Source organism: Pseudobacillus wudalianchiensis (assembly GCF_001685015.1).
Lineage (GTDB): Bacteria > Bacillota > Bacilli > Bacillales > Domibacillaceae > Pseudobacillus > Pseudobacillus wudalianchiensis.
Genome location: NZ_MAYT01000012.1, coordinates 110,024 through 135,247, shown reverse-complemented (window position 1 = coordinate 135,247; position 25,224 = coordinate 110,024). Strand labels below are relative to the sequence as shown.

General features: G+C 43.8%; 25 protein-coding genes. 7 read left to right on the top strand and 18 right to left on the bottom strand.

All coding sequences use genetic code 11. The features are described from left to right. Position 1: 1 nt before the first annotated feature. From A8F95_RS08585 to A8F95_RS08555, 7 genes are all read right to left on the bottom strand, one after another. Positions 2 to 640, bottom strand: coding sequence for a TetR/AcrR family transcriptional regulator (locus tag A8F95_RS08585; RefSeq protein WP_049665360.1), 639 nt, complete (start codon positions 638 to 640; stop codon positions 2 to 4). Between the two features lie 153 nt (positions 641 to 793). Next, positions 794 to 1,933 carry an acyl-CoA dehydrogenase gene (locus A8F95_RS08580; RefSeq protein ID WP_065410140.1) on the bottom strand — a complete coding sequence of 380 codons (1,140 nt, stop codon included), beginning with the start codon at positions 1,931 to 1,933 and terminating at the stop codon, positions 794 to 796. A 14-nt stretch (positions 1,934 to 1,947) separates the two neighbouring features. Next, positions 1,948 to 3,084 (bottom strand): acyl-CoA dehydrogenase, encoded by a 1,137-nt coding sequence (locus A8F95_RS08575; protein WP_065410139.1) that lies wholly within the window; start codon positions 3,082 to 3,084, stop codon positions 1,948 to 1,950. 35 nt (positions 3,085 to 3,119) lie between these two features. Beyond that, positions 3,120 to 3,971 carry a 3-hydroxybutyryl-CoA dehydrogenase gene (locus A8F95_RS08570; protein WP_065410138.1) on the bottom strand — a complete coding sequence of 284 codons (852 nt, stop codon included), beginning with the start codon at positions 3,969 to 3,971 and terminating at the stop codon, positions 3,120 to 3,122. Between the two features lie 196 nt (positions 3,972 to 4,167). Further along, positions 4,168 to 4,596, bottom strand: coding sequence for a hypothetical protein (locus tag A8F95_RS08565; protein WP_065410137.1), 429 nt, complete (start codon positions 4,594 to 4,596; stop codon positions 4,168 to 4,170). A 29-nt stretch (positions 4,597 to 4,625) separates the two neighbouring features. Then, positions 4,626 to 5,804, bottom strand: a complete 1,179-nt coding sequence (locus A8F95_RS08560; protein WP_065410136.1) for an acetyl-CoA C-acetyltransferase — start codon at positions 5,802 to 5,804, stop codon at positions 4,626 to 4,628. Positions 5,805 to 6,055: 251 nt separating this feature from the next. Then, complete coding sequence (locus A8F95_RS08555) at positions 6,056 to 8,236, bottom strand: (Fe-S)-binding protein (protein WP_077247282.1); 2,181 nt, start codon at positions 8,234 to 8,236, stop codon at positions 6,056 to 6,058. A 214-nt stretch (positions 8,237 to 8,450) separates the two neighbouring features. On the opposite strand from A8F95_RS08555, the gene A8F95_RS08550 reads away from it, so the two are divergent. After that, positions 8,451 to 9,644, top strand: a complete 1,194-nt coding sequence (locus A8F95_RS08550) for a phospholipase D-like domain-containing protein (RefSeq protein WP_065410135.1) — start codon at positions 8,451 to 8,453, stop codon at positions 9,642 to 9,644. A 49-nt stretch (positions 9,645 to 9,693) separates the two neighbouring features. Here the strand turns inward: A8F95_RS08550 and argS are convergent, their stop codons facing one another. Together argS and A8F95_RS08540 are read right to left on the bottom strand one after the other, a co-directional pair. After that, the gene (argS, locus tag A8F95_RS08545; protein WP_065410134.1) at positions 9,694 to 11,364 is read right to left on the bottom strand and encodes an arginine--tRNA ligase; all 1,671 of its coding nucleotides are present in this window, start codon (positions 11,362 to 11,364) and stop codon (positions 9,694 to 9,696) included. A gap of 72 nt (positions 11,365 to 11,436) precedes the next feature. Further along, positions 11,437 to 11,880 (bottom strand): YwiB family protein, encoded by a 444-nt coding sequence (locus tag A8F95_RS08540; protein ID WP_065410133.1) that lies wholly within the window; start codon positions 11,878 to 11,880, stop codon positions 11,437 to 11,439. A gap of 157 nt (positions 11,881 to 12,037) precedes the next feature. Between A8F95_RS08540 and A8F95_RS08535 the strand changes: the two genes are divergently transcribed. Next, entirely contained in the window at positions 12,038 to 12,379 is a 342-nt protein-coding gene (locus A8F95_RS08535) for a hypothetical protein (RefSeq protein ID WP_049665386.1), read from the top strand. Positions 12,380 to 12,450: 71 nt separating this feature from the next. Here the strand turns inward: A8F95_RS08535 and speB are convergent, their stop codons facing one another. Next, positions 12,451 to 13,338, bottom strand: coding sequence for an agmatinase (gene speB / locus A8F95_RS08530; RefSeq protein WP_065410132.1), 888 nt, complete (start codon positions 13,336 to 13,338; stop codon positions 12,451 to 12,453). A 31-nt stretch (positions 13,339 to 13,369) separates the two neighbouring features. Further along, entirely contained in the window at positions 13,370 to 14,200 is an 831-nt protein-coding gene (gene speE, locus A8F95_RS08525; RefSeq protein ID WP_065410131.1) for a spermidine synthase, read from the bottom strand. A gap of 189 nt (positions 14,201 to 14,389) precedes the next feature. On the opposite strand from speE, the gene A8F95_RS08520 reads away from it, so the two are divergent. Then, positions 14,390 to 16,444, top strand: a complete 2,055-nt coding sequence (locus tag A8F95_RS08520; protein WP_065410130.1) for a transglycosylase domain-containing protein — start codon at positions 14,390 to 14,392, stop codon at positions 16,442 to 16,444. Positions 16,445 to 16,633: 189 nt separating this feature from the next. Here A8F95_RS08520 and A8F95_RS08515 read toward each other — a convergent pair whose 3' ends face one another. After that, positions 16,634 to 17,140, bottom strand: a complete 507-nt coding sequence (locus A8F95_RS08515; protein ID WP_065410129.1) for a YwhD family protein — start codon at positions 17,138 to 17,140, stop codon at positions 16,634 to 16,636. Between the two features lie 28 nt (positions 17,141 to 17,168). Continuing rightward, positions 17,169 to 17,813, bottom strand: a complete 645-nt coding sequence (locus A8F95_RS08510; protein WP_065410128.1) for a site-2 protease family protein — start codon at positions 17,811 to 17,813, stop codon at positions 17,169 to 17,171. A gap of 92 nt (positions 17,814 to 17,905) precedes the next feature. Between A8F95_RS08510 and A8F95_RS08505 the strand changes: the two genes are divergently transcribed. After that, positions 17,906 to 18,124: a 2-hydroxymuconate tautomerase gene (locus tag A8F95_RS08505; RefSeq protein ID WP_269429941.1), complete on the top strand. Its 219-nt coding sequence runs from the start codon at positions 17,906 to 17,908 to the stop codon at positions 18,122 to 18,124. A 228-nt stretch (positions 18,125 to 18,352) separates the two neighbouring features. Here the strand turns inward: A8F95_RS08505 and A8F95_RS08500 are convergent, their stop codons facing one another. The 3 genes from A8F95_RS08500 to A8F95_RS08490 all read right to left on the bottom strand — a co-directional run bounded on the left by A8F95_RS08500 (position 18,353) and on the right by A8F95_RS08490 (position 20,648). After that, on the bottom strand, positions 18,353 to 18,856 hold the full coding sequence (locus A8F95_RS08500) for a YwgA family protein (protein ID WP_065410127.1): 504 nt from the start codon (positions 18,854 to 18,856) through the stop codon (positions 18,353 to 18,355). Between the two features lie 33 nt (positions 18,857 to 18,889). Continuing rightward, on the bottom strand, positions 18,890 to 20,188 hold the full coding sequence (locus tag A8F95_RS08495; RefSeq protein ID WP_065410126.1) for an HD domain-containing protein: 1,299 nt from the start codon (positions 20,186 to 20,188) through the stop codon (positions 18,890 to 18,892). Positions 20,189 to 20,423: 235 nt separating this feature from the next. After that, positions 20,424 to 20,648, bottom strand: a complete 225-nt coding sequence (locus A8F95_RS08490; protein WP_049665414.1) for a YuzB family protein — start codon at positions 20,646 to 20,648, stop codon at positions 20,424 to 20,426. Positions 20,649 to 20,866: 218 nt separating this feature from the next. Here A8F95_RS08490 and A8F95_RS08485 point away from each other — a divergent pair, with 218 nt between their 5' ends. Then, positions 20,867 to 21,556: an RsfA family transcriptional regulator gene (locus A8F95_RS08485; RefSeq protein WP_049665417.1), complete on the top strand. Its 690-nt coding sequence runs from the start codon at positions 20,867 to 20,869 to the stop codon at positions 21,554 to 21,556. Between the two features lie 133 nt (positions 21,557 to 21,689). Here A8F95_RS08485 and lipL read toward each other — a convergent pair whose 3' ends face one another. Together lipL and pta are read right to left on the bottom strand one after the other, a co-directional pair. Then, complete coding sequence (gene lipL / locus A8F95_RS08480) at positions 21,690 to 22,535, bottom strand: octanoyl-[GcvH]:protein N-octanoyltransferase (protein WP_065410125.1); 846 nt, start codon at positions 22,533 to 22,535, stop codon at positions 21,690 to 21,692. 155 nt (positions 22,536 to 22,690) lie between these two features. Next, positions 22,691 to 23,671 carry a phosphate acetyltransferase gene (pta, locus tag A8F95_RS08475; protein ID WP_065410124.1) on the bottom strand — a complete coding sequence of 327 codons (981 nt, stop codon included), beginning with the start codon at positions 23,669 to 23,671 and terminating at the stop codon, positions 22,691 to 22,693. Between the two features lie 189 nt (positions 23,672 to 23,860). On the opposite strand from pta, the gene hemQ reads away from it, so the two are divergent. Further along, entirely contained in the window at positions 23,861 to 24,607 is a 747-nt protein-coding gene (hemQ, locus tag A8F95_RS08470) for a hydrogen peroxide-dependent heme synthase (protein WP_049665428.1), read from the top strand. 150 nt (positions 24,608 to 24,757) lie between these two features. Continuing rightward, positions 24,758 to 25,198, top strand: coding sequence for a spore coat protein GerQ (gerQ, locus tag A8F95_RS08465; RefSeq protein WP_077247281.1), 441 nt, complete (start codon positions 24,758 to 24,760; stop codon positions 25,196 to 25,198). The last annotated feature ends 26 nt before the right edge of the window (positions 25,199 to 25,224 follow it).

Here is a 25,224-nt window from a genome sequence, read left to right as displayed (position 1 = left end):
CTTATTGTTTCACTTTGTAGCCATTAATGCCTGAAAACAATAAATCTATCTGCAGCTCGATATAATCATCAATCGTAAAGTTTTTTTGCAGCGCCCAACGACGGAATCCCCACATTTGTCCTTGTACAAAAATATCTTGAGCAAGCATGTGAATCTTTCGTTCTTCCATATCAAGCTCTCCGTTTTCCACGCATCGGTAAACTAACCTTTCAAACATGCTGACCATATCCATTTCTTTTCTTAGCACATATGGCAAGGCATCTTTTGACAGCGATTTCGCTTCCTGATACATGACTAATACTTCATCCTGCATATCATCTACCACTTTAAAATAATAACTAATGCCGAGCTTTAGACTCTCTAACGTCCCCGCCTCTAAGTCCATTCGCTCCAAACGGTCTTTTACCTGATCGTAAATGCTATCGCATACAAGATAGAGAACATCTTCCTTCGTACGAATATATTCATAGAGAGTACCGATACTAAACCCTGCTGCTTTGGCAATTTCTCTCGTTGTCGTTCGGTGAAATCCTTTTTGTTTAAAAAGCTGGACAGCTCCCTTAATCATCTCGGAGCGCCTTTTTTCGATTAGCTGTTCATCTTTTACAGATGCATGTACTTTCCTCTTGTCAGCCTTCAATGTTATCAACCGCCTTTAACAAATACATAACGAGAGCAGAGGAATGGAACTTCCCTTCATCTGCTCCCGAATTTGTTTTTACTTTCAGTCTAATTTATTGCTTTAGACCTACTGCTCAACATTATAACTGATTTTTTCTAAGATGAACTTTCTTTATTTTGTTAACATTCTTGAAATAACCAATCGTTGAATTTCCTGTGTACCTTCATAAATTTGCGTAATCTTAGCGTCACGCATATAGCGCTCAACAGGATAATCTTTCGTGTAGCCATATCCTCCGAAGATCTGTACAGCTTCTGTCGTCACTTTCATGGCGGTATCACCAGCCATAAGCTTCGACATCGCCGACTCTTTTCCATATGGCAAATTGTTCGACTCAAGCCAGGCCGCCTGATAAGTAAGCAATCGGGATGCTTCAATCGCCGTTGCCATATCAGCTAACTTAAAGGAAATTCCCTGGTTTGCTGCGATTGGTTTGCCAAACTGCTTGCGCTCTTTGGCATATTCAACCGATGCGTCCAGTGCTCCTTGTGCAATGCCGACAGCCTGAGCAGCGATGCCGTTACGGCCGCCGTCCAATGTCATCATCGCAATCTTAAAGCCGTCGCCCTCTGAACCGAGAACATTCTCCTTTGGCACCCGGCAATCTTCAAAAACAATTTCTGTCGTTGGAGATGAGCGGATTCCTAGTTTCTTCTCTTTCTTGCCAACAGAGAAGCCCGGAAAGTCTTTCTCTACAATAAAAGCTGTTGTGCCTCGCTGTTTAGAAGCTGGATCCGTTAAAGCAAAGACGATGTAAATATCAGCAATGCCGCCATTTGTAATAAAAATCTTCGAACCATTTAAAATATATTCATCGCCCTCTAAGCGAGCTGTTGTTTTCATCCCGCCTGCGTCAGAACCAGAACCTGGCTCTGTTAATCCATAGGCGCCAATTTTCTCCCCCTGCGCCATTGGCTTTAAGTACTTTTGCTTTTGTTCTTCTGTACCAAACTTGTAAACTGGCCAACCCGCAAGTGATGTATGGGCGGAAAGAGTGACACCTGTAGATGCACAAACGCGTGACAATTCTTCGACAGCAATGCAGTACGCTAAGTAGTCACTGCCAATACCTCCGTACTCTTCGGGCCAAGGGATACCTGTTAATCCGAGCTCCGCCATTTTGCGAAAAATCTCTATATCAAAACGCTCTTCTTCGTCGCGTTCTGCTGCTGTTGGCTCGACTTCGTTTTTAGCAAAGTCCCTTACCATTTTGCGAATCATTTCATGTTCTTCTGTTAGTTGGAAGTTCATTTTATTCCCCGCCTTTATTTGATTAACTGTTTGCTAATGACGATTCTTTGAATTTCACTCGTACCTTCATAAATTTCCGTTACTTTGGCATCGCGGAAAAATCGCTCTACCGCGTATTCTTTCGTGTACCCATAGCCTCCGTGTACTTGAACAGCTTCGATTGCCGTATCCACTGCTGTCTTGGAGGCGTATAGTTTTGCCATGGAAGCTTCTTTTCCGCAAGGCTTCCCTTTTGATCGCAAATCAGCCGCCCGGTAAACAAGCAGCCTAGCTGCTTCTACACTTGTCGCCATATCCGCAAGCTTAAAAGCGAGCCCTTGTTGAGCTGCAATTGGCTTACCAAACTGTTTGCGTTCTTGCGCATATTGCGTAGCTTCTTTTAATGCTGCTTCGGCGATCCCCAGCGCCTGCGCAGCAATTCCAATACGACCAGCATCAAGATTAGCCATCGCAATTTTAAACCCTTCTCCTTCACTGCCAAGCAGCTGCGATGCTGGTACTTTCATATCTTCAAAGGTCAATTGCACGGTACGAGAACCGTAAAGGCCCATTTTATGTTCGTCTTTGCCAATAATCAGACCTGGCGTATCTTTTTCCACAATAAAGGCTGAGATGCCCTTTGAACCTTCTGCCGGGTTAGTCGAAGCAAAGACGATATATGTATCCGCTTCTCCCCCGTTCGTGATGAAAACCTTCGAACCATTTATCGTATAATAATCCCCTTGTTTGACCGCTTTTGTTTTTAAATTAGCTGCATCCGATCCAGCGCCCGGTTCGGTTAAGCAAAAGGCACCCAAGTATTCTCCTGACGCTAACTTTGGTACATATTTTTGTTTTTGCTCCTCGGTGCCAAAATATAGAATTGGATTTGTTCCAACAGATGTGTGAACAGATAAAATGACTCCAACCGTGGCACTGGCTTTTGACAGCTCATTGATTGCGATAATATAAGATATAAAGTCCATCCCACTGCCGCCATATTCCTCGGGAATGGTGATCCCCATTAAGCCCAGCTCAGCCATCTTCTTGATCAATTCACGAGGAAATTCTCCTTTTTCCATTCGCTCAACAAACGGCGCGATTTCACCTTCTGCAAAATCTCTTACCATCTTCCTCATCATCTGCTGCTCTTCTGAAAATCGCAATTCCATATTTTCTTCCTCCTGTTGTTTTTAAATTACACGCTTTAGTCGTATGTGTAGAAGCCGCGCCCTGTCTTTTTGCCGAGCCAGCCAGCCTTTACATACTTGCGAAGCAGCGGACATGGACGATATTTGTCATCACCAAACCCATCATGAAGCGTTTCCATGATGTACAAACACGTATCAAGGCCGATAAAATCAGCCAGTGTCAGCGGACCCATCGGATGGTTCATACCAAGCTTCATGACTTCATCAATCGCTTCTTTTGTTGCGACTCCTTCATACAGCGTATAAATCGCTTCATTGATCATTGGCATTAACACCCGGTTTGCTACAAATCCCGGAAAATCATTTACTTCAACAGGCACTTTTGAAAGAGTATGCGTGATTTCTTCGATTGTTTGATAGACCTCGTCTGCTGTTGCCAGACCACGGATAATCTCGACAAGCTTCATCACCGGCACCGGATTCATAAAATGCATACCGATCACTTTTTCTGGGCGATTCGTGGCGGCCGCAATTTCGGTAATAGGCAATGATGAGGTATTGGTTGCTAAAATCGTATGAGCTGGTGCAATTCTATCCAAATGGGAAAAGATTTTGCACTTCACATCCATGTTTTCGACTGCTGCTTCAATAACAAGGTCTACATCCTGTGCATCCTGTAAGTTAGTCGATTTTGAAATTCTCTGGAGGATTTCTGCTTTTTCGCCATCTGTAAGGCGTTCCTTCTGTACTTGGCGAGAGAGATTTTTCTCAATAACTCCCAGTCCACGTCTAACCAGCTCATCTTTTAAGTCATTCAACAACACTTCATAGCCAGCCTGAGCACATACTTGAGCAATGCCTGAACCCATTTGTCCAGCTCCGATTATCATCAGCTTTTTTACTTCCATCTTTTCCCCTCCTATTTCGATTTCAAGATTATCTACACTGATTTTTCTTTCTATCGCCTGATGTTTTCCGCTTCGACGCACACGATGTGCTAGTGAGGGCGTTGCGACACGATGTCGCGCCTTTAGCCGTCGCTCCTCTTTTGTCCAGCTGCAGCGGCCAGCAGCTAGTGGACTTCCGGCTCCTCCTTGCGATAAGTCAACATCGAATCGCTGCCGCTCTTCGTGTTTCCTTTATCTCGTGCGGAGCCGTCCAGCCCATACGCCGCTGAACGGCCGCTTCCGCTTTTCTTTGTCTAGCTGCAGGCGCTAGGGCGTACGGCGGTTTCGAAATTTCTATTGGAGTCAAAGAACGACTCCTATAGAAATTCCTCCAACCTCCTATCACCCTGAACGAGCGCCCTCCGCTTTTCTCTTGTCTAGCTGCGCCTCCCTGCCCCTCGAGGTCATAAGCCGATCTGGCTGTGTGGCTGAAAAACGCCACCTCGCCATTTCGTCTTATGCTTGTCGGGGCAGTACAGTCGGCTCCGCTTTTCTTTTGTCCAGCTGCAGGCGCTAGCACGTACGCTGATTTCGCTCTCTCTGTCGAAGTCTGAAAAGCGACTTCTCGGCGAGAGCTCCAATCCACTATCGTGCTGACGAGCGCCTTCCTCTTTTCTAGACCTCAATCATGATGGCGTCGCCTTGGCCGCTTCCGCTGCAGATGGCTGCGATGCCGATGCCTCCGCCTCTTCTTTTTAGTTCATAGGCGAGTGTTAAAATAATTCTTGCGCCACTGGCACCGATTGGGTGGCCGAGAGCAATGGCTCCTCCGTTGACGTTGACCTTTTCAGGATCGAGATCGGCAATCTTACCGCTTGCCAGTGCTACGGCAGCGAAGGCTTCATTCACTTCAAACAGATCGATATCTTTCAGGGATTTTCCCGTCTTTTTCAGTATTTCATTAATTACTAGTCCTGGAGTTTGTGGGAACTTGCTCGCTTCTACTGCTACTTCAGCATGGCCAATCACTGTAGCAAGCGGCTGTTTCCCTTCTTTTGCTGCCCGTTCATCACTCATCAACACAAGTGCACCAGCTCCATCATTGATGCCAGGAGCATTGCCAGCTGTAATCGTTCCGTCTTTGCCAAATGCCGGGCGCAGCTTCGCTAATACTTCTTTTTTTGTATCCTTACGAGGCGCTTCATCCTGCTCTACTAGGACAGGATCTCCTTTTCGCTGAGGCACTTCAACCGCGACAATTTCTTCAGCCAAACGGCCCTCTTCCATAGCAGCAATTGCTTTTTCATGGCTGCGTACTGCCCACTCATCCTGTTCTTCTCTAGACAAGCCAAACTCTTCCGCTGTTTCATTTCCGTAATTGCCCATATGAACGCCGGTAAAGCTGCATGACAATCCGTCATGAATCATCAAATCAACCATCGATGCATCACCCATTCGCATGCCCCAACGCCCTTTAGGAAGGGCATAAGGAACATTGGACATGGATTCCATGCCGCCGGCCACAATGACCTCTTCATCACCTGCGCGGATAATTTGGTCAGCAAGTGTTACACTGCGCAAACCGGAGGCGCACACTTTATTGATCGTTTCAGTTTTTACTTCCCAAGGGACTCCCGCTTCTCTCGCTGCCTGTCTTGAAGGAATCTGTCCCTGCCCTGCTTGAAGAACATTGCCAAAAATCACTTCATCGACCTGTTCCGGACTAACGCCTGCACGCTTTAACGCCTCTTTAATGGCTATTCCCCCAAGCTGTGAAGCTGATAAAGCACTTAATGCTCCTCCAAATTTGCCAAAAGGTGTACGGGCTCCATCAATAATTACTGTTTTTACCATGATTACTTCCCCCTTTGTTTCATTTTAAAGAAACCGCTTTCATGTCTTGACTGAACGCTCGCTCAAAACTTGGCCATAAGAAAAGGGAAACATCTCCCTTTTTTACCTCTTATATTCTTTTATTTTAAAGTAAATGAAGAAAAATTCCAATGAAAATGATGAATATTCAAAAAACAAGCAAGAGGAAGGTTCCCTCTCTCCTTCAAGAGGAAAACCTTCTTTTAAAACACCCTCAAGCTGATTCTGCTACTTTATTTTTCTGCTTGTGCGTCAGCAGCAGTTTCGGCAACAACTGCTTTTCGTTGTTCCTCAGCCGGATCTTTATCCGGAAGCTGCTCTGTTTTCTGTGGCCCGATAACCGCTTTCTCCAGAAGTTCTGCTACGTCATACGTTGCGACCGTTTCCTCTACTTCCTTCGCTTTTGTGCCGTCGGAAAGCATCGTCAAGCAGTACGGACAGCCCGAACTAATCACAGATGGATTCACTGCCAGCGCCTGCTCTGTCCGTGCAACGTTAATGCGGTGGCCAGTGTCTTCTTCCATCCACATCAGCCCACCGCCAGCACCACAGCACATCCCGTCCTGACGCTTCCGGGCCATTTCAACAAGCTTTACACCCGGTATTGCCTTCAAGATTTCTCGCGGCGGATCGTAAACATCGTTGTAGCGACCGAGATAACATGAGTCATGGAACGTGATCGTTTCATTGACGGCGTGCATTGGCTTCAATCGGCCTTCTTTCACAAGCTGATCTAACAGCTCCGTATGGTGGTAGACTTCGGCCTTGAAGCCCATGGCCGGATATTCGTTTTTAAAAATATTATACGCATGCGGATCAATCGTCACGATTTTCTTTACATCGTTTTTCTCAAATTCTGCGATATTAGCTGTCGCCAGCTCCTGAAACAAAAATTCATTGCCGAGGCGGCGCGGTGTATCACCGGAATTTTTCTCTTTGTTGCCTAAAATCGCAAATTTCACGCCCGCTTCATTTAACAATCTCGCAAAAGAAAGGGCAATTTTCTGGCTGCGGTTATCGAACGCTCCCATTGATCCGACCCATAACAGGTACTCAAATTCTTCGCCTGCTTTTTTCATTTCTTTGACGGTCGGTACGTGAACATCCTCACGCAGCTCTCGCCAATTTTCTTTTTCTTTTCTGTTCAGTCCCCACGGATTGCCTTGGCGCTCAATGCTTTGCATCGCCCGTTGCGCTTCCGGGTCCATCTTTCCTTCTGTTAACACGAGGTAGCGGCGCAGATCAATAATTTTATCGACATGCTCGTTCATGACTGGGCACTGGTCTTCACAATTGCGGCATGTCGTACACGCCCAGATCTCTTCTTCGGTGATGACCTCTCCAATCAAGCTTGGATGATAAAGCTCAGCCGCCGCTTCTGCACTGCCGGCAAGAGCTAATTGGTTCCCCTGTGTGTTCGCAAAAGCAAACGCCGGCACCCATGGCTGTTTGGATGTCACAGCTGCTCCTGTGTTTGTTAAATGATCGCGCAGCTTAACGATTAAATCCATCGGCGAGAGCATTTTCCCTGTTCCCGTGGCCGGACACATATTCGTACAGCGGCCGCACTCCACGCAAGCATAAAAATCAATCATTTGCAGCTGGTTAAAGTCTTGAATTTTCCCGACGCCAAACGATTCCTGTGTTTCATCCTCAAAATCAATCGGCTTCAGCGTGCCCGGACGGTCCAAACGATGAAAATACGTATTGACCGGGCCAAAAATTAAGTGAGCATGCTTTGACTGCGGTACATACACAAGGAAAGTAAGCAAGACGAGCAAATGCACCCACCAGGATACGTAGAAAAACGCAATAGCAGCCTTTGTACCGATCCCTGCCAAAATAACGGCTATAGCAGAGGCAACCGGCTCTAAGCCCATCCAGTGGACATCGGCTCCTTCATGCCAAATTAAATCCATGCCGTTGCCGATTAAGACGGACAGCATTAATAGGCCGATAAAAATTAATACAAGCCCGTTTTTCCAGCCGCGCTTTAAACGCACGAGCTTTTCAACATAACGGCGGTAAAATGCCCAGACCACCGCCACAAGAATCATTAGCGTGACGATCTCTTGGAAAAACTTGAATCCGCCGTACAGCGGACCGAGCGGCAAATGTGCTCCCGGCACGATGCCTTTAATAATAAAGTCAATCGCTCCTAGTTGTACAAGCAGGAAACCATAGAAAAACATTATGTGAATGGCCCCGCTTTTTTTGTCCTTGAGCAGCTTTTTCTGTCCAAACACAAATACCCAGATTTTCTCCATCCGCTTCTTCACATCATTATCAAACTCTTGTTTCTTGCCCAGCTGAATGTATTCATAACGGGTCTTTAATAAATAAACAAATAAATACACTCCGTAAGCGATTACAAAAGCAGTTGCAATTAAGTTGATCCATAACAAACCATTCATGACTTTCCCTACACTCCTTTCTAAGATCGCTGCATCTTGCGCCTTTGTTAAAACAGTATTACTATTCAGAATGTTTATATCTTTATTATATTATGAATGAGCATTCAGTCAACCTATAATTAAAATATTTTTTTCAGTCATTCCTATGAGAGTCTTTGTTTCTTTTTGGGAAGCCTAGAAATAATGCTGCTTCGTTTAAGGAGGAAAAAGATTCATGAGGATATTTTTCTGGCTCACTTTTTTTGCTTCATGGCTTGGGCTGGATCTTTACTTTGGTCAGAAAACTGCAGAAAAACAATCCCCTGAACGGATGTATCCGAAGAGAAAAGGGAAGATTGATTTTTTTTGCAGCGGTCCTGAATTTTTTAAACAATTTTTTCACGATATCCAAAATGCCCAAAAACGTGTGTACTGTCTTTTTTATATTGTAAAAGATGATAGTGTGACCCGGGATTTTTTTCATTTATTGAAAGAGAAAGCAAGGGGCGGTGTAGAAGTGCACCTGCTTATGGATTGGCATGGCAGCTTAAAAGTGAAAAAGCAGGATGTGAATGATCTAAAACGGTCAGGAGTCAAAGTCGGCTTCTTTGGAAAACCACGTCTTCCTTATTTCTTTTTTTCTCTACAGCAGCGAAATCATCGGAAAATTACTGTCATTGATAGTACCATTGCTTATCTTGGCGGCTTTAATGTTGGTCTGGAGTATGTGAATAAGAGTGAAGACCCTAAGCTTTCTCCATGGAGAGACTACCATTTGCGCTTTTATGGCGGCAGTGCCGTTGACTTAGAAGCAGAATTTATTGCTGACTGGAATCAAGAGGGACGATCTTTTCTGCAGCAGCCGAAAAAAGCACCTGGACACGAAAGCGGAATAGAACATGCTATTTATCCCTCTGTAAACGGAAATCTTGAGAAAAAACTAATAAATATGATTAGCAGTGCCCAACGATCGATTTTCATCGGGACTCCTTATTTCATACCGACAAAACCTGTATTTGACCAGCTGCTTCATGCATTAGCACGTGGTGTCCATGTCACTGTTCTCATCCCTAGACATGAAGATCATGCACTCGTGCAGGAAGCGGCTTCTCCATTTTTAAATAAGATGCTTCTCTTTCCAAATGCTCGCATCCTATCGTTCACGAACGGGTTCTATCATGCAAAGATTATTATCTTTGATGACGAAATATGCGACATTGGCACGGCCAATTTCGATGCGAGAAGTCAGCGGATCAATTTTGAATGCAATTGCTTTATTTATAGTCCAGCCTTCATTGAGCAAATTCGGCCCTTTTTGGAGGAAGACATCGAAAATAGCCAGTTGCCTTCTACACCAGAGCTGTATCCTACTACTCTCGCTGGAAAAATAAAAACAAAAGCTGCTCACTTAGTAAAAGGCTTCTTGTAATAGACAAAAAGCTTGCGCTGAAACTTAACGGTTTCAGCGCAAGCTTTTTTTACATTTTTTCAGGTGCAGATACGCCGATAAGCTGCAGAGCATTTTTTAATGTAACCTGTACAGCTTTTACTAACGCAAGACGCGCTTCTGATAACTGTGTATTATTTGGATCTAATACTTTTTCTGCATTGTAGAAGCTATGGAATGCAGCAGATAGTTCTTGTATATAGTTCGCGATCCGGTGCGGGATGCGTTTTTCAGCAGCCTCTGCCACCACTTGAGGGAAATCGCCAATCTTCTTCAATAAGTCGATCTCTTTTTCGGCGCTAATCAGAGATAAATCTGCTTCTTTGTTAATCGTGATACCTTGCTCTTCTCCTTGACGCAAAATACTGCTAATGCGAGCATGTGCATATTGAGCATAGTACACCGGGTTTTCATTTGATTCAGACACAGCAAGGTCAAGATCGAAGTCCATATGAGTATCGCCGCTTCTCATGGCGAAGAAATAACGAACAGCATCTAGCCCTACTTCTTCAACAAGCTCCCGCATCGTCACGGCTTTACCAGTCCGCTTGCTCATTTTCATCTTCTCGCCGTTTTTATAGAGATGAACGAGCTGGATAATTTCTACTTCTAAGTTAGCCGGGTCATAACCAAGCGCTTCTACTGCCGCTTTCATCCGCGGAATGTAGCCATGATGATCAGCGCCCCAAATGTTAATGACCTTTTTAAAGCCACGCTCAAATTTATCCTTATGATAAGCAATGTCCGGTGTTAAATACGTATACGTGCCGTCATTTTTGACAAGAACGCGGTCTTTATCGTCCCCGAACGTAGTAGAGCGGAACCAAACTGCCCCGTCTTCTTCGTAAATATGGCCTTTTTCACGCAAAGCAGCGAGCGCTTCATCGATTTTTCCATTTTTATAAAGAGACGTTTCTGAATACCATACATTAAATGGCACACGGAAATTTTCTAAATCCGTTTTCAACTTCTCCATTTCGTATTTTAACCCATATTCTCTAAACGCTTCGTAGCGCTCTTCTTCCGACATAGAAACGAACTTGTCCCCAAACTCATCGGCTAATTTTTGACCAATGCCCACAATATCTTTTCCATGGTAACCATCCTCTGGCATTTCTTTCTCTTGACCAAGTGCTTGGAAATAACGGGCTTCGACAGATAGCGCTAAATTATGAATCTGGTTGCCGGCATCGTTGATGTAATATTCTCTCGTTACGTCGTAACCGGCTTTTTCAAGCACGTTACATAAGGAATCTCCAACAGCTGCGCCTCGAGCATGACCAAGATGCAGATCTCCTGTCGGATTGGCCGAAACGAATTCTACTTGGATCTTCTCATTGTTGCCGGTATTTGTTTTTCCGTAATCGGTGCCTTCTTCTAGTACAACTGGGATTAGATCCGTTAAATATGCATTATTCATATAAAAATTAATAAAACCAGGGCCAGCGATTTCAATTTTCTCAATGGAAGCTTTAGACGGATCAAAATTGGCGATCATCTCTTCGGCGATCGCACGAGGAGCTTTCTTCGCTACACGAGCTAGTTGCATCGCCATATTAGTCGAATAATCACCATGCACCTTTTCCTTTGGCGTCTCCAGCACAACAGCCGGAATCTCCTCCTCTTGCGCCAGCCCGGCCTTCAAAACAGCCGCCTTTATCTCCGACCGTAAATCCTCCTGTACCTTCTCTGCTATATTCATTTCTTATATACCTCCTCATGGTTGGGGTCAGCCCCCCGCTCTGTTAATGCGGTGAAGCGTTAAATTTTTTCTTTATGCCTTTTCAAACTTGAGCTCCATTGTATAAGCACCGACTGCCGTTCCTTGCATCAGCAGGTGGTAGTCCAGCTGGAGCGTTCCCTCAAGTTGTGATTCACTGTATGTATGGCTGTGCGACAGCTTATTTGTTTTGGTTGACATCGCCAATGTGCCGTGCGGGCTTGTATAAGAGCCATTCATTTGTTCTTTTTCGTTGAATGGAAGCCTCATATTTACGGCTCCGCTGCGCAAGATTACGGCCCCTCGATCAGAAAACTTCACGACCGTTTGAATCTTGCCTTCTTCTTGAACCTCATTATATTTCAGGAAGTAAGAACCGTTTTTTTCCTGAAACTCTCCAGAGAGCATAAGTTCAAACATCTCTCTTTCTCCTTCATGCTCAATGCTCGTCGTTAAATGGATATTGACAGGAACAGGTGCTTGTAAATCCTTGGCCAAGCTGTTCACATCCTTTTAAAATTTCTCCTTATAACTTATTAAGTATAAAAATGTTTATATAAAAATGCAATGGACATCATGGAAATTTCAATTACGAAAGGATTAAATGCCCCCTCCTTGTGGTACATCAATAGAAAAAGGGATTGGAGCTGTTAACATGGAAGAAGTGAAGAGAGTATATTACGTAGACCCCGCCAGTAAGGAAGTCTTGCCTACTGCTGAAGGGCAGGGCAATTTCAGAATAGAAGCCACTGATCAAGAAGCAGCTTTTATCAGAAGAATATTTGAAGAAGAATACAATGCTGAACTGGAAACGTTCGTCCGTGCTCATGTTCCTTATCTCGATTACTCCTACAAAGAAAAGAATGATCATTATGACCGGGCACTTATCGCCATTTACGGTTTGATTTATAAGTTTGGCGACGAAGAAGCTAGACGTCATATTGATGAAATGGGCATCTTGAATGAATATCGTTTAAACGAAAAAAAGGATTTCTAAATAAAGCAATCACCCGGCATAAAAACTGCCGGGTGATTTTTATTAAGTGTTCTATACACTTAAGAGGCTTCTTACTTTTCCTTGTTCACCAATCCCCAGCCGAGCAGCATCTCACGGAGCAGTTTGGAGGCTGTGTTAGCTGTCTGTTCGGAAGGATCATAAATCGGTGCCACCTCTACAAGATCGCCGCCGACAACCTTCACTTCTGAATGAGCAATCGCATGAATAGAGGCAAGCAGCTCTTTCGACGTAATGCCGCCCGCATCCACTGTTCCTGTACCAGGCGCATGAGCTGGATCAAGAACGTCAATGTCAATCGTTACATACACTGGCCGGCCAGCGAGCTGCGGTAAAATTTCTTTTAAAGGCTCGAGCACTTCAAACTTAGAGATATGCATTCCGTTCTCTTTAGCCCATTGAAACTCTTCTTTCATACCAGAGCGAATACCAAAAGAGTAAACATTTTCAGGGCCAATCAACTCAGCAATTTTTCTAATTGGTGTCGAGTGAGAAAGTGGTTCTCCCTCATACTCTGTGCGAAGATCGGTATGGGCATCCATATGAATAATGGCCAAGTCAGGATACTTTTTTGCTACTGCCTTCATCACTGGCCAGGAAACAAGATGCTCTCCCCCCATGCCAAGCGGGAACTTCCCATCTGCCAGCAAACCGTCAATGTAATCCTCAATTAAATCCAAACTTCTTGCAGCGTTACCGAATGGGAGCGGAATGTCACCAGCATCAAAGTAATTAATTTCTTCTAACTCACGGTCCAGATATGGGCTGTATTCCTCGAGACCAATTGATACTTCGCGAATGCGTCCCGGACCAAAACGAGAACCCGGGCGATAGCTAACTGTCCAATCCATCGGCATGCCGTATAACACGACCTGGCTTTTCTCATAGTCCTGCTGAGCACCGATAAAGATATTGCCTGAATAGGCTTCATCAAAACGCATAACTTTCCCACCTTTTTATCAAAATAGCCGTTTACTCTGTTAAATCTTTTACGAATTTCGGTAAAACGAAGGCTGCTTTGTGCAATTCTTTCGTATAATATTTTGTTTCAATATCGTGGAAATGCTCATCGCTTACTTCTAATGGATCATATTTTTTTGAGCCAATTGTAAACGTCCACATACCACTTGGATAAGTTGGGATATTGGCCGTATATAGGCGCGTAATTGGGAAAATTTCTTTTACATCGCGCTGTACTTCACGAATCAAGTCCGCTTTAAACCAAGGGTTGTCTGTTTGAGCAACGAAAATACCGTCTTCTTTCAATGCTTTCGCAATGCCAGCATAGAACCCTTTTGTAAATAAGTTTGCAGCCGGACCGACCGGTTCCGTTGAATCTACCATGATCACATCATATTCGTTTTCACTTTTGGCGATATGCATGAAACCATCATCGACACGTACATCAACACGCTCGTTATCCAGTTCTCCAGCAATTTCAGGCAAGAATTTCTTTGAATACTCGATTACTTTGCCATCGATATCAACGAGTGTTGCTTTTTTCACTTCTGGATGCTTCAACACTTCACGGATTACCCCGCCGTCGCCACCGCCAACAACTAAAACATTCTCTGGATTCGGGTGAGTAAATAATGGTACGTGTGCTACCATTTCATGATAAACAAATTCATCTTTTTGAGAAGTCATGACCATGCCATCTAAAAATAGCATATTGCCCCACTCTTCTGTTTCAGCCATCTCCAAGTATTGGAAGTCTGTCTGTTCTGTATGAAGAGTACGCTTAATTTTCATTGTAATACCAAAGTTTTCCGTCTGTTTTTCTGTATACCAAAGTCCGCTCATTTCATCTCTTCCTTTCTGCAATAAATGCTTTCCAATTGCACTGAAAAAAGTATAGTGGAATCCTGCAAAAATTCAAGCTATTTTTTTGACTTCGTCCTCTTGTATGAAAATATCCCCCTTTTATGTTTAAAAATTCGGAAGTTTTTTCATACTATTCCTAATTATTCTTTTTAAGGCAGGTAACCTTATATGACAGTCATTACCCTGTCAGGCTATCGTAAAACAGTTAAATGGATACGCGCAGGATTGTTTCTCGGTTTTTTTGCTGCGATGGGCCTGTTACTGCTCATCGGAGCCGGATTTTTATACATGAAGCTGCTTGGCGAACCAAAAGTAGCCGTTCCTCAGTCTACACTTTATTTTGCGGCAGATGGACAAGTGATCGGTGAAAGCCATGCTGGTGAAAAACGATATTGGGTCGCTCTTGATGAAGTATCCCCCTATCTTGTGGAAGCCACTCTCGCTGTGGAGGATAAGAAATTTTTTGAGCATCACGGTTTTGATTTCAAGCGGATGGCTGGTGCTGCTGTTGCCGATTTAAAAGCGATGGCAAAAGTACAAGGGGCTAGTACGATTACCCAGCAATACGCTCGTAATCTTTATCTTTCCCATGATAAAACATGGAAGCGGAAAGTATCAGAGGCTATCTATACAATGCGAATTGAAATGAACTACACGAAGGAACAGATTTTAGAAGGTTATTTAAATACCATTTATTATGGACATGGAGCTTATGGTATTGAGGCTGCGAGCCAATTCTATTTTGGAAAAAAAGCAGCTGCTCTCACCCTGGCGGAAGCGAGTATGCTCGCTGGCATTCCAAAAGGGCCATCCATTTATTCACCGCTCTCCTCATTATCGAAAGCAAAAGAGCGGCAGAGAGTCATTTTAATGGAAATGGAAGAGAGTGGCGTGATTACACCTAAACAGCGCCAGATGGCCATGGCCGACAAACTTCGCATTACTGGCGAACATTTGCACACAGACTCAGAAACAGCTCCGTATTTTCGACAAGCGGTCCAGCAAGTACTCGCTCAGAAGCTTGGTGTAGATGAACAGACGATCGCGCTTGGCGGATTGCGTGTATACACTACATTGAATCGAGAGCATCAATACATTGCCGAAAAGAGCATAAAAAAAGTAATTGCCCAAGACTCTGATATACAGCCGGCGTTCGTTTCTATTGAACCCAAAACTCATTTCGTTACAGCTCTTGCTGGCGGCAAGGACTTCAATCAAAGCCCTTATAACCGGGCCACTCAAGCGATTCGACAGCCGGGGTCAACCTTCAAACCGTTTTTATATTACGCAGCATTGGAAAATGGCTATACCCCAGCTACCCAGCTAAAAAGCGAAAAGACCGCTTTCCGGTATGACAATGGCCAAAAAGTATACAGGCCAAGCAACTTTAACCACCGCTATGCTGACGCCGATGTCACGATGGAGCAAGCGCTGGCTGTTTCCGATAACATTTATGCTGTTAAGACACACCTATTTCTAAAGCCCGACACACTCGTTAAAACAGCTGAGCGTTTTGGCATTTCTACCCCGTTAAAGCCGCTCCCTTCACTGGCACTGGGCACGTCAGGAGTTCGTGTTCTTGAAATGGTGAATGCCTATGCAACAATAGCAAACAACGGAAAATACGAAGAGCCTGTTTTTATCCAACGAGTGGAAAATGCGCACGGAGAGGTGATTTATGAGCACCAATCAGAAAGTGAACAACGATTTGATAAAAAACAAACAGCCGTACTGACTCACATGATGACGGGCATGTTCGATAAAAACTTAAGCAGCTATGCAAATGTCACCGGTGCTTCCCTCGCTCCGAAGATGACACGCCCTTATGCCGGAAAATCAGGATCGACTACCTATGATTATTGGATGATTGGGTTTACTCCCCAGCTAGCTGCTGGGATATGGACCGGGTATGACGATGGAACAGAAATAAAAAAAGCGGATGATAAGCATTATGCTAAAGACATTTGGTTTGATTTTATGGAAGATGTCCACAGAGGGAAACGAGTCAAAAAGTTTCCAAAACCGAAAGGCGTAACAGCTGTTGAAGTTAATCCCGAAAATGGAAAAATTGCCAGTGATCACTGCCCTGTAACGAGAACGATGTACTTTATAGAAGGAACCGAACCCGAAGAATACTGTACCGACCATTTACCAAAAGAAGAAAAAACAAAAGAGAAGAAAAAAGAAGAAAATTGGATTAAACGCTTATTTCCTCTTTTATAGACCGCCTGATATTACTAAACAAAACAAGGAAAAACCCCGGGTGTGCGGCCCGGGGTTTTTCCTTGTCCTAGCTTATGCAATTTATGCATTACTTCAAGTTTACTTTCTTTCTAGTTATTGGGCAAGATGTGAACATGATTTTCAAAAAACGTTCAAAGATTGTTCACTAAAAAGGGAATAAAAGGATAACTATTCCACTAAGCCTTCTTTTAGCTCTGATGAAGCGTTCTCCCACATGTCTGCATTATGGTTTTGTAGAAAGTCTTTTAACACTTTTTTTGAAGGAGCATCCATATGGTCGACAATAATGTGCCCTTTTAATGACTTATCCATACGATTTACATGCTCTGGGAGCGACTTGTAACCACGGCGCTTCTCACGGTTTACGGTTAGTTCACACGCGGTAACCCCTGTGTAAAAAGGACCGTTTTTTCCCTGGTCTATTGTGACCCATACGAGCCAATATGGTTTAGCGCCTTCTGGCACCTCCTCTTTATTAGCAAGAAACTTAATGCCTTTCTCAACAGCGCTGCGGGCATGCATCGCGCCCACATCAATGAATGCCTCTTTTTCCTCTACATCAATAAAGACGGGAGATACGTTCTCTAAAGAAAGTGCCCCTTTGCCAAAGCCTTTATGACCATCTGTTGGGTCGTTTTTAATAATATTAAAGCCAACCTTTTTCTTTTTCTCCATGAGATAGTCTCCTTTCTTTTAGCTATCATCAACCAAACAATACCATAAAAATCGTGTTAAATCCTTGAATCACTGAAGGCAGCACAAAGCTGAAAATCGGCTGGATCGTGTATTGGTAAAGCGGCGTAATGACAATAATTAGAAAAATGAGTGTTCCGTATTGCTCGTATTGTGTTAATTTGACACGGACAGATGGCGGCACTAAGTCCTCGATAATTCGGTAGCCGTCAAGCGGCGGCAGCGGCAGCAGGTTAAATACGAATAAGACAACATTTAACCAAACCATCATATTTAGCAGGTCAATAAAAAATGGAGGCAGCCCAGCGCCTACGGAAAAAAATAAAATACCATAAGCAATGGCCGCAATTAAGAAATTGCTGAGCGGTCCAGCAACCGAAACTAAAATTCCCGCAAGCCGCGGGTTCTGAAAGTTTCGGCGGTCAACCGGCACAGGCCGCGCCCAGCCAAAGCCAGCAATCAGTATTAAGATGGTGCCGATCGGATCAAGGTGATGAACAGGATTAAGCGTTAGCCGCCCTTGGTTCTTCGCCGTATCGTCACCGAATTTATAAGCAACATACGCATGGGCAAACTCGTGGAAAGTGAATGCCACAATAAGCGTGATGACAACAAACGGCAATTCTGACAGTGAAAAAGCTAAAAATCGGTCCAAATGTTAAACCCCTTTATTTTATTTTGTAAAGATTTTCATGCTTGACATATTGCTTGTCCCCTTTGAAAAGCATACAATTTGGTTGTATCATCATTGAACCATATGGAGAGGAGCCAAGAAATATGCCTTATGTAACTGTAAAAATGCTAGAGGGCCGTACAGAAGAGCAGAAAAAGGCGCTTGCCGAAAAAGTAACAGCCGCTGTAACAGAAACGACTGGTGCCCCTGCTGAAAAAGTAGTTGTCTTCATTGAAGAAATGTCAAAGAACCATTATGCCGTTGCCGGTAAAAGATTAAGCGACGAAGATTAATTTTTTACTCGACTGATAGGGCCCGCCTCAGAGCGGGCCTTGTCGTTGTCTAGCTGCAGGCGCTAGCACGTACGCTGATTTCGCTCTCTCTGTCGAAGTCTGAAAAGCGACTTCTCGTCGAGAGCTCCAATCCGCTATCGTGCTGAACAAGCACCTTCTGCTTCGACGCACACGATGTGCTAGTGAGGGCGTTGCGACACGATGTCGCGCTTTTAGCCGTCGTTCCTCTTATTGCAGCTGTGTTTTCAGTTGTTCGATGTAACCATACGCTTCTTGGATTTCTTCTTCGGTGTAGCGCTGTTTTCTCTTTAACGTGAAGATTTTTTCGGTCACTTCTTCACGTGTTAGTGTATCAAAATAAAGAACGGTTGATACCAATTCAAGGAAACGGGCGCTTTGGCTGTTCATCTCGACGACTGTCTCCTTTAAATGCGGTATATCTACTTCCGTGTGCTTAAGAAAAGCTTCTCCTTCTTCTGTAAGCGTGTAGCGATATTGATAATAACCGCCTTTTTTCTCGCGTACTTCATCGATAAATTCCATATTGCACAACTCTTCCACACGGAGAGTCAACTCTTCTGAATAAGGACCATAAAAGTGAAACTCGAATTTTTCTTGAAAAGGAAAGGAAATTTTCTTCGCAATGTAGATGATCTTTTGTAGTTTTTTCCGCCCAATGACTTCTCCGCAGGCCGCAAAGACCCCCATTAATTTTGCATGCTCTTTTAACAACTTTTCTCAACTCCTACTGTATCATTCCCGGCGTCATATTTCTAAAATGGATCGTATTTGCCGTTTAATATTGCGTTTTGACGAATCATCATTTAATAAATCGGCAGGAAAATATAATTTATGGTCTGTTCGTCTTTTACCTGAAATTGCATCCACAATATCGGACTCTCGTGACAGTTCACGCAGTTCTCCGTTGTTCATCAACAAATAAATAGGCAGCCGCTCTTCTTCCTCTCCCGGCCGATAAAAATCGTATGGCAGGTCAGAAGAAGAATCAAATACAAGATAGTACTCCGGGTCGATGCCAGCTTTTTTAAACAGCGCTTCCAATTCACTATGCTTGCGGTACTCTTTGGCAGGATCAAACTCTACATACTTAAACAAATCGCGATTGACAAACCGGCGGCATAAGTCGCTTAAAATCGGATCCTTTTCTTCCTGCCAAACTTGAAAGTAATACAACATAACAGATTCATCGAGCTTTAAGTAGTCTGCAAGATTATATTGCTCTTGAAAAATAGAGTAAAAATGCAACGGGGCATATGTAAATGGGTAATCTTGTCGATTCAATTCTTTAGCCCGGTGCAAAATTTTTGTCAACAGGACTTCTGCACTCCGCGTGACCGGATGGAAATAAACTTGCCAGTACATTTGATAGCGGCTCATAATATAATCTTCGACTGCATGCATTCCGCTTTGTTTGAACACAACCTGATCCTCGCGCGGGCGCATTACACGCAGCAAGCGCTCCATATCAAAGTGGCCATAGCTGACCCCCGTAAAATACGCATCACGCTGTAAATAATCCATACGGTCTGCATCAATCTGGCTTGAAATCAAACTAACAACCAGCTTGTTTTCATGCGTTTTTCCAATTACTTCTGCTACATGCTTAGGGAAGCTTTTGTCTACTCTGGATAAAACAGCATTTACTTCCGTTTCTCCAAGAATAATTTCTTTCGTGAACGCCTCGTGGTCCAACTGGAATACTTTTTCAAACGAATGTGAAAATGGCCCGTGCCCAACATCATGCAAAAGAGCGGCGCATAATGAAAGCAAACGGTCTTCTTTGTTCCATTCCGGCCGTTCAGCAAATACGTCGTCCACAATACGCCTAACAATTTCATAGACACCGAGTGAGTGTGTAAAGCGGCTATGTTCCGCTCCATGAAATGTTAAATAGGTTGTCCCGAGCTGGCGAATACGGCGCAGACGCTGGAACTCCTTCGTACCGATTAAATCCCAGATCACTAAATCGCGAACGTGGATGTAACGGTGAACAGGGTCTTTAAACACTTTTTCTTCTTTTAGTTTGCTTTTTGAGTATTCCATTTTGTCCCCCCATTCGTCCTCATTCATGTTTTTTATTATAACGGAAAAATTATGAAGATAGGAGGAAGAAACAGCCCTCCTTCTGCATATAGTGAAATAAAGGGGGAACCGTCTGTTCTCTTTGTCGAAGAAATACCGGTAGAGTGCAGAATTCATAGAATTGCTCTCCGCTTCTAAGACTGGCATTTCTTAAACAAAAAATCACCTTATCCAATGTCCGGCAGGTGATTCATCTTTATTTCTTTAGCTTCTTCTCTACTTTTTCCATGAGTTCTTCTTCTGTTAAAGCCGCAACCGGCCGGTTATTGACGAAAGTAAATGTTTTTTTACGGCCAGGTCCGCAGTAAGACTGACAGGCCACATCAATTTTCGCTTCCGGGTCAATCTTTTTCAGTCTTGGCACAAGAGTTTTCAAGTTAACTGCCTGACAATCATCGCAAACTCGAAATTCGTTTGCCATCTATATACAATCCTTTCTCAAATAAGGTTAAGCTAAACGGTATTTTACATCGAAAAAAAATTGTTGGCAAGCACCCGGATCGCCATCCTACCCTCTGTGTGCCGGTTAAACAGGGAAACTAGCAGAAAAAAATTATTTTTTAATATTGGTATAAATCTAACGTATTTGGATCATCCTGTCAGTAATTAAACTTTTATTAAAACAAGGAGTTGACTGTAATGAAAAACAGACAAGATGCATGGTCAGAGGAAAATGACCTTTTGCTCGCCGAAACAGTGCTGCGCCATGTGCGCGAAGGGAGTACGCAACTAAATGCGTTCGAAGAAGTCGGAGACCAGTTAAACCGGACATCCGCCGCCTGCGGTTTCCGCTGGAATGCGGTCGTTCGCCATCAATATGAAAAGGCGCTGGCGCTTGCTAAAAAACAGCGCAAACAACGAAATAGACTGCTTGGAAAAGAGCAGGGCGGCAAGAAAAAGCTATTATACCAGCCTCCGGTTCCTTCTATTGAAGAAGTAGAAGCGATGTCTTTGCCGCTTCCTAATGATATAGAAGTAGAAACAGAACAACTTCCATATAGAGCGTCTTCGACTCAAGAAGACATGTCGATGGAAAAAGTAATTGCCTTTTTACAAACCCTTTCTAGCTCCACTTACCAGTCAGACCGGTTAAAACAAGAGAATGCAAGATTAAAACAAGAGGTAGAACAATTAACAAAAGAGAAAGCGTCCCTGGAAGAAACCGTCCATGAGCTTGAGCAAAACTCGATCACGATGCAAGAAGACTATGAAACACTAATAAAAATTATGAACCGCGCCAGAAAGCTCGTTCTCTTTGATGAAGAAGAGCCTAGTTCTACCGCTTTTAAAATGGATCGCAATGGAAATTTAGAAAAGCTGGCTGAATAAGCAGAGGTGTCCCGAGAGCTTCGTCTTTCGGACACCTTCTTTTTTGCTGCATGCTAATCTTTGAATTTATAAGCAGACAGAAAGAGTGTATGTGCAAAAATTTTTAAATATGCCCTGTCTGCTTAGATTCCCATTAAGCTTCTCTAGTCAAAGCTTTTTCATTGCGCTCGGTGACACGCTCTAAATACCCTTGATACAGTTCAATTTCTTCTCCATGCAAAGAGCTGGCATACAGACGTCCTGCGTATTGATGGAGCGTATTTAAGAATCGCATCATCACATCCTGAACGGTGAGTTCACAGCCTAGCAATTCAGATAGTGACGCCATCACTTCCGGCTGAATATCAGGATAGTCCCACTTTGTTCTTTCTGCTTTTTTGGCAGTCTCGTAAAATTGGCGAATCATCGCAGCTCTTTCTGAGCCACTGCCGCTTACACACAAATAAATCTGAACAGCTACCCCACGGCGGATACGTCGTTGGGAAATACCTGCAAACTTTTTCCCCTCAATGCTTAAATCATAGCTTCCTGGACAATAAGATCCTACAATCTCATAAGCATCGAGTTGTACAGGAAAGTCAGAAAACATTTGTCTAATCAATAAATACATTGCTTCATAGCCGCGGTCGATATCGATCCCTTTTTCTGTGTCGGGAAAAATAAGCGATAAATTGAGCACACCCTCATCAAGTGCTACTGCAAGCCCTCCTGAATTTCGAACGATTGTTTTGAGGCCGGCTTCCCGTAAAAGCTGGACTCCGTCCTGTAAAAAAGGCAGCTTTGTATCCTGAATGCCGAGCACCACGGTATTGTGATGAACCCATGCCCGAGCGGTCGGCGGGCTAAAACCTGCACCGACCGATGTACATAATGTATCATCAGCAGCAAACGACTGAAGCGCGCTAAACATCGGACCTAAGCTTGACTGGTCAATCAAACGCCATTCCGGCTGCTTCAGTAATTGTAGTGATTCGTTCATAGTGTGTTCTCCTTTAATAGTAACATTAAAAAAACCGGCAGCAGCCGGTTACAGGCTGTTGATGTGCACTCAATCAGCCTGGTCATATTTTTACTAAAATGTGCTTGTATCATCAGATCGTTTTGATTTTACTTTAACGAGAATGACCGTTTATTTCAACCATTATTAAGTGACTGAGCTGCAGTAATTAATCCCAGCTTGTACACATCTTCCTCGCTGCAACCGCGGGAAAGATCGTTAACCGGCGCATTCAGCCCTTGCAAAATTGGACCGACAGCCTCAAAATTGCCAAGTCGCTGTGCAATTTTATAGCCGATGTTTCCGGCCTCAAGACTCGGAAAAATAAAGACATTGGCATCTCCTTGGATTATAGAATCTGGTGCCTTCTTCTTTGCAACCGACGGAACAAACGCGGCATCAAATTGAAACTCTCCATCAATCGTTAATTCTGGCGCTCTTTCTTTCGCTATCTGGAGCGCTCCTTCCACCTTTTCTGTTTCCGGGGACTTAGCCGAGCCTTTCGTTGAGAAGCTGAGCATCGCTACACGCGGGTCCATATCAAACATTTCTGCCGTTTTAGCGCTTTCGATCGCTATTTCCGCTAAGTCATTACTGTCTGGAGCAATATTGATAGCACAATCAGCAAAGACATACTTCTCTTCCCCGCGCACCATAATGAATACGCCCGATGTCTTTTTTACTCCTTGTTTTGTTTTAATAATTTGCAAAGCGGGACGGACTGTATCAGCTGTAGAATGAGCTGCACCGCTTACAAGGCCTTGTGCATACCCTTGATAGACAAGCATCGTGCCAAAATAGTTCTCGTCCATTAAAATGCTCTGTGCTTCTTTCTCTGTCGCCTTGCCTTTTCGGCGTTCAACAAATGCTTGCACCAGCTCATTAAGACGGCTATCGTTGGCCGGGTCGACAATCTCGACTCCTTCTAGACCAACTTGCAGCTGAGCAGCTTTTTGCTGAATTTCTTGTTCGCTGCCAATAATAATAGGCACCACTAACTCTTCTTTCGCCAGCCGGCTGGCAGCTCCTAAAATGCGTTCATCCAGCCCCTCTGGAAAAACAATTTTCACCTTTTGTCCGAAAAGCTTATTCTTTAAACCTGTAAATAAATCACTCATCCCATTCCCTCCTTGCCTTTTCATATATTCAGCATACCGTCTATAAGCCAGATTTTAAATAATAAAGTATCGCCTTTTCATCATTCCCCTCTCTTGTTGTGTTCACACACCCGTCAAAGCACTTTTGTGGATTGCTTGTGAATGTGTGTTATATTAGTAACGAAAACATTTACATAGGGAGTGGATAACATGAGTGAAGCAGCAAAAACGATTGATGGCTGGTATTGTCTTCATGATTTTCGCCTAATTGATTGGACAACGTGGAAGATGCTTTCAAGCGATGACCGTCAAACAGCTATTTATGAATTTCAGCAATTTCTTAATAAGCTAAACACTGTTCATGAGGCGAAAGAAGGCAGTCATGCTTTTTATAGCATCGTTGGCCAAAAAGCTGATTTTATGCTAATGATTCTTCGCCCAACAATGGAAGAGTTGAATGCCATTGAAACAGAATTCAACAAGCTAAAAATTGCTGAGTTCACGATTCCAGGCTATTCTTACGTCTCTGTTGTCGAGCTAAGCAACTACTTAGCCGGTGATGAAGATCCGTATCAAAATCCGCAAATCCGCGCCCGTTTATATCCTGAGCTTCCTAAAGCAAAGCATGTTTGCTTCTACCCAATGGACAAGCGCCGTCAGGGAGAAGACAACTGGTACATGCTTCCGATGGAAGAACGCGGTAAGCTGATGCGCAGCCACGGCATGATCGGCCGCCAGTATGCTGGAAAAGTGAAGCAAATCATTACTGGTTCTGTTGGTTTCGATGATTACGAATGGGGCGTTACGCTCTTTGCCGATGATGTACTCCAATTTAAGAAACTCGTTTATGAAATGCGTTTTGACGAAGTAAGTGCCCGTTACGGTGAATTCGGCACATTCTTTGTCGGTAACCTGCTTAATGATTCCAAGCTAGAGCAAATGCTGCAAATTAACTAAAAAACCATTTAAAGCCTTTCTATTTTTACAGAAAGGCTTTTTATTTTGTCATGAAACTTAAATTTTCACATACACATTAATTGACAATCGATTTGAAAATCCATTCGTTCAAGGAGGGTTCCTGTGAGTCCATCAACTGCTAGTCCATATATGTATAGTATGCCCGCCCAGTATTACCAGCCATATCCGATGTATACAACTCCTTCTGCTGGGACAATGCCTTCTACTGGCACAGTCCCCACAGCTGCACAAGGTGGAAGCCTCAACGTACCAGGCATGCTGCCTTCAGAACAGTCTTATATTGAAAATATTTTGCGGCTTAACCGCGGAAAGTTAGCAACTGTCTATACCACTTTCGAAAACAACCGTGAATGGAACGCAAAAGTCTTCAAAGGCATTATCGAAGCCGCCGGCCGCGATCATTTGATCTTAAGTGATCCGCAAACTGGAAGACGTTACTTACTTCCGATGGTAACGGTTGATTATGTCACATTTGACGAGCCAATCGAATATACTTACCCGATCGGTACGGGTGCTGGGACTGGTGCGGGAGCAGGTGGAGGATCGCTTGCCACCTATCCGTCGAGATAAGGAATAAAAGCTGCTCTTCATTGTTA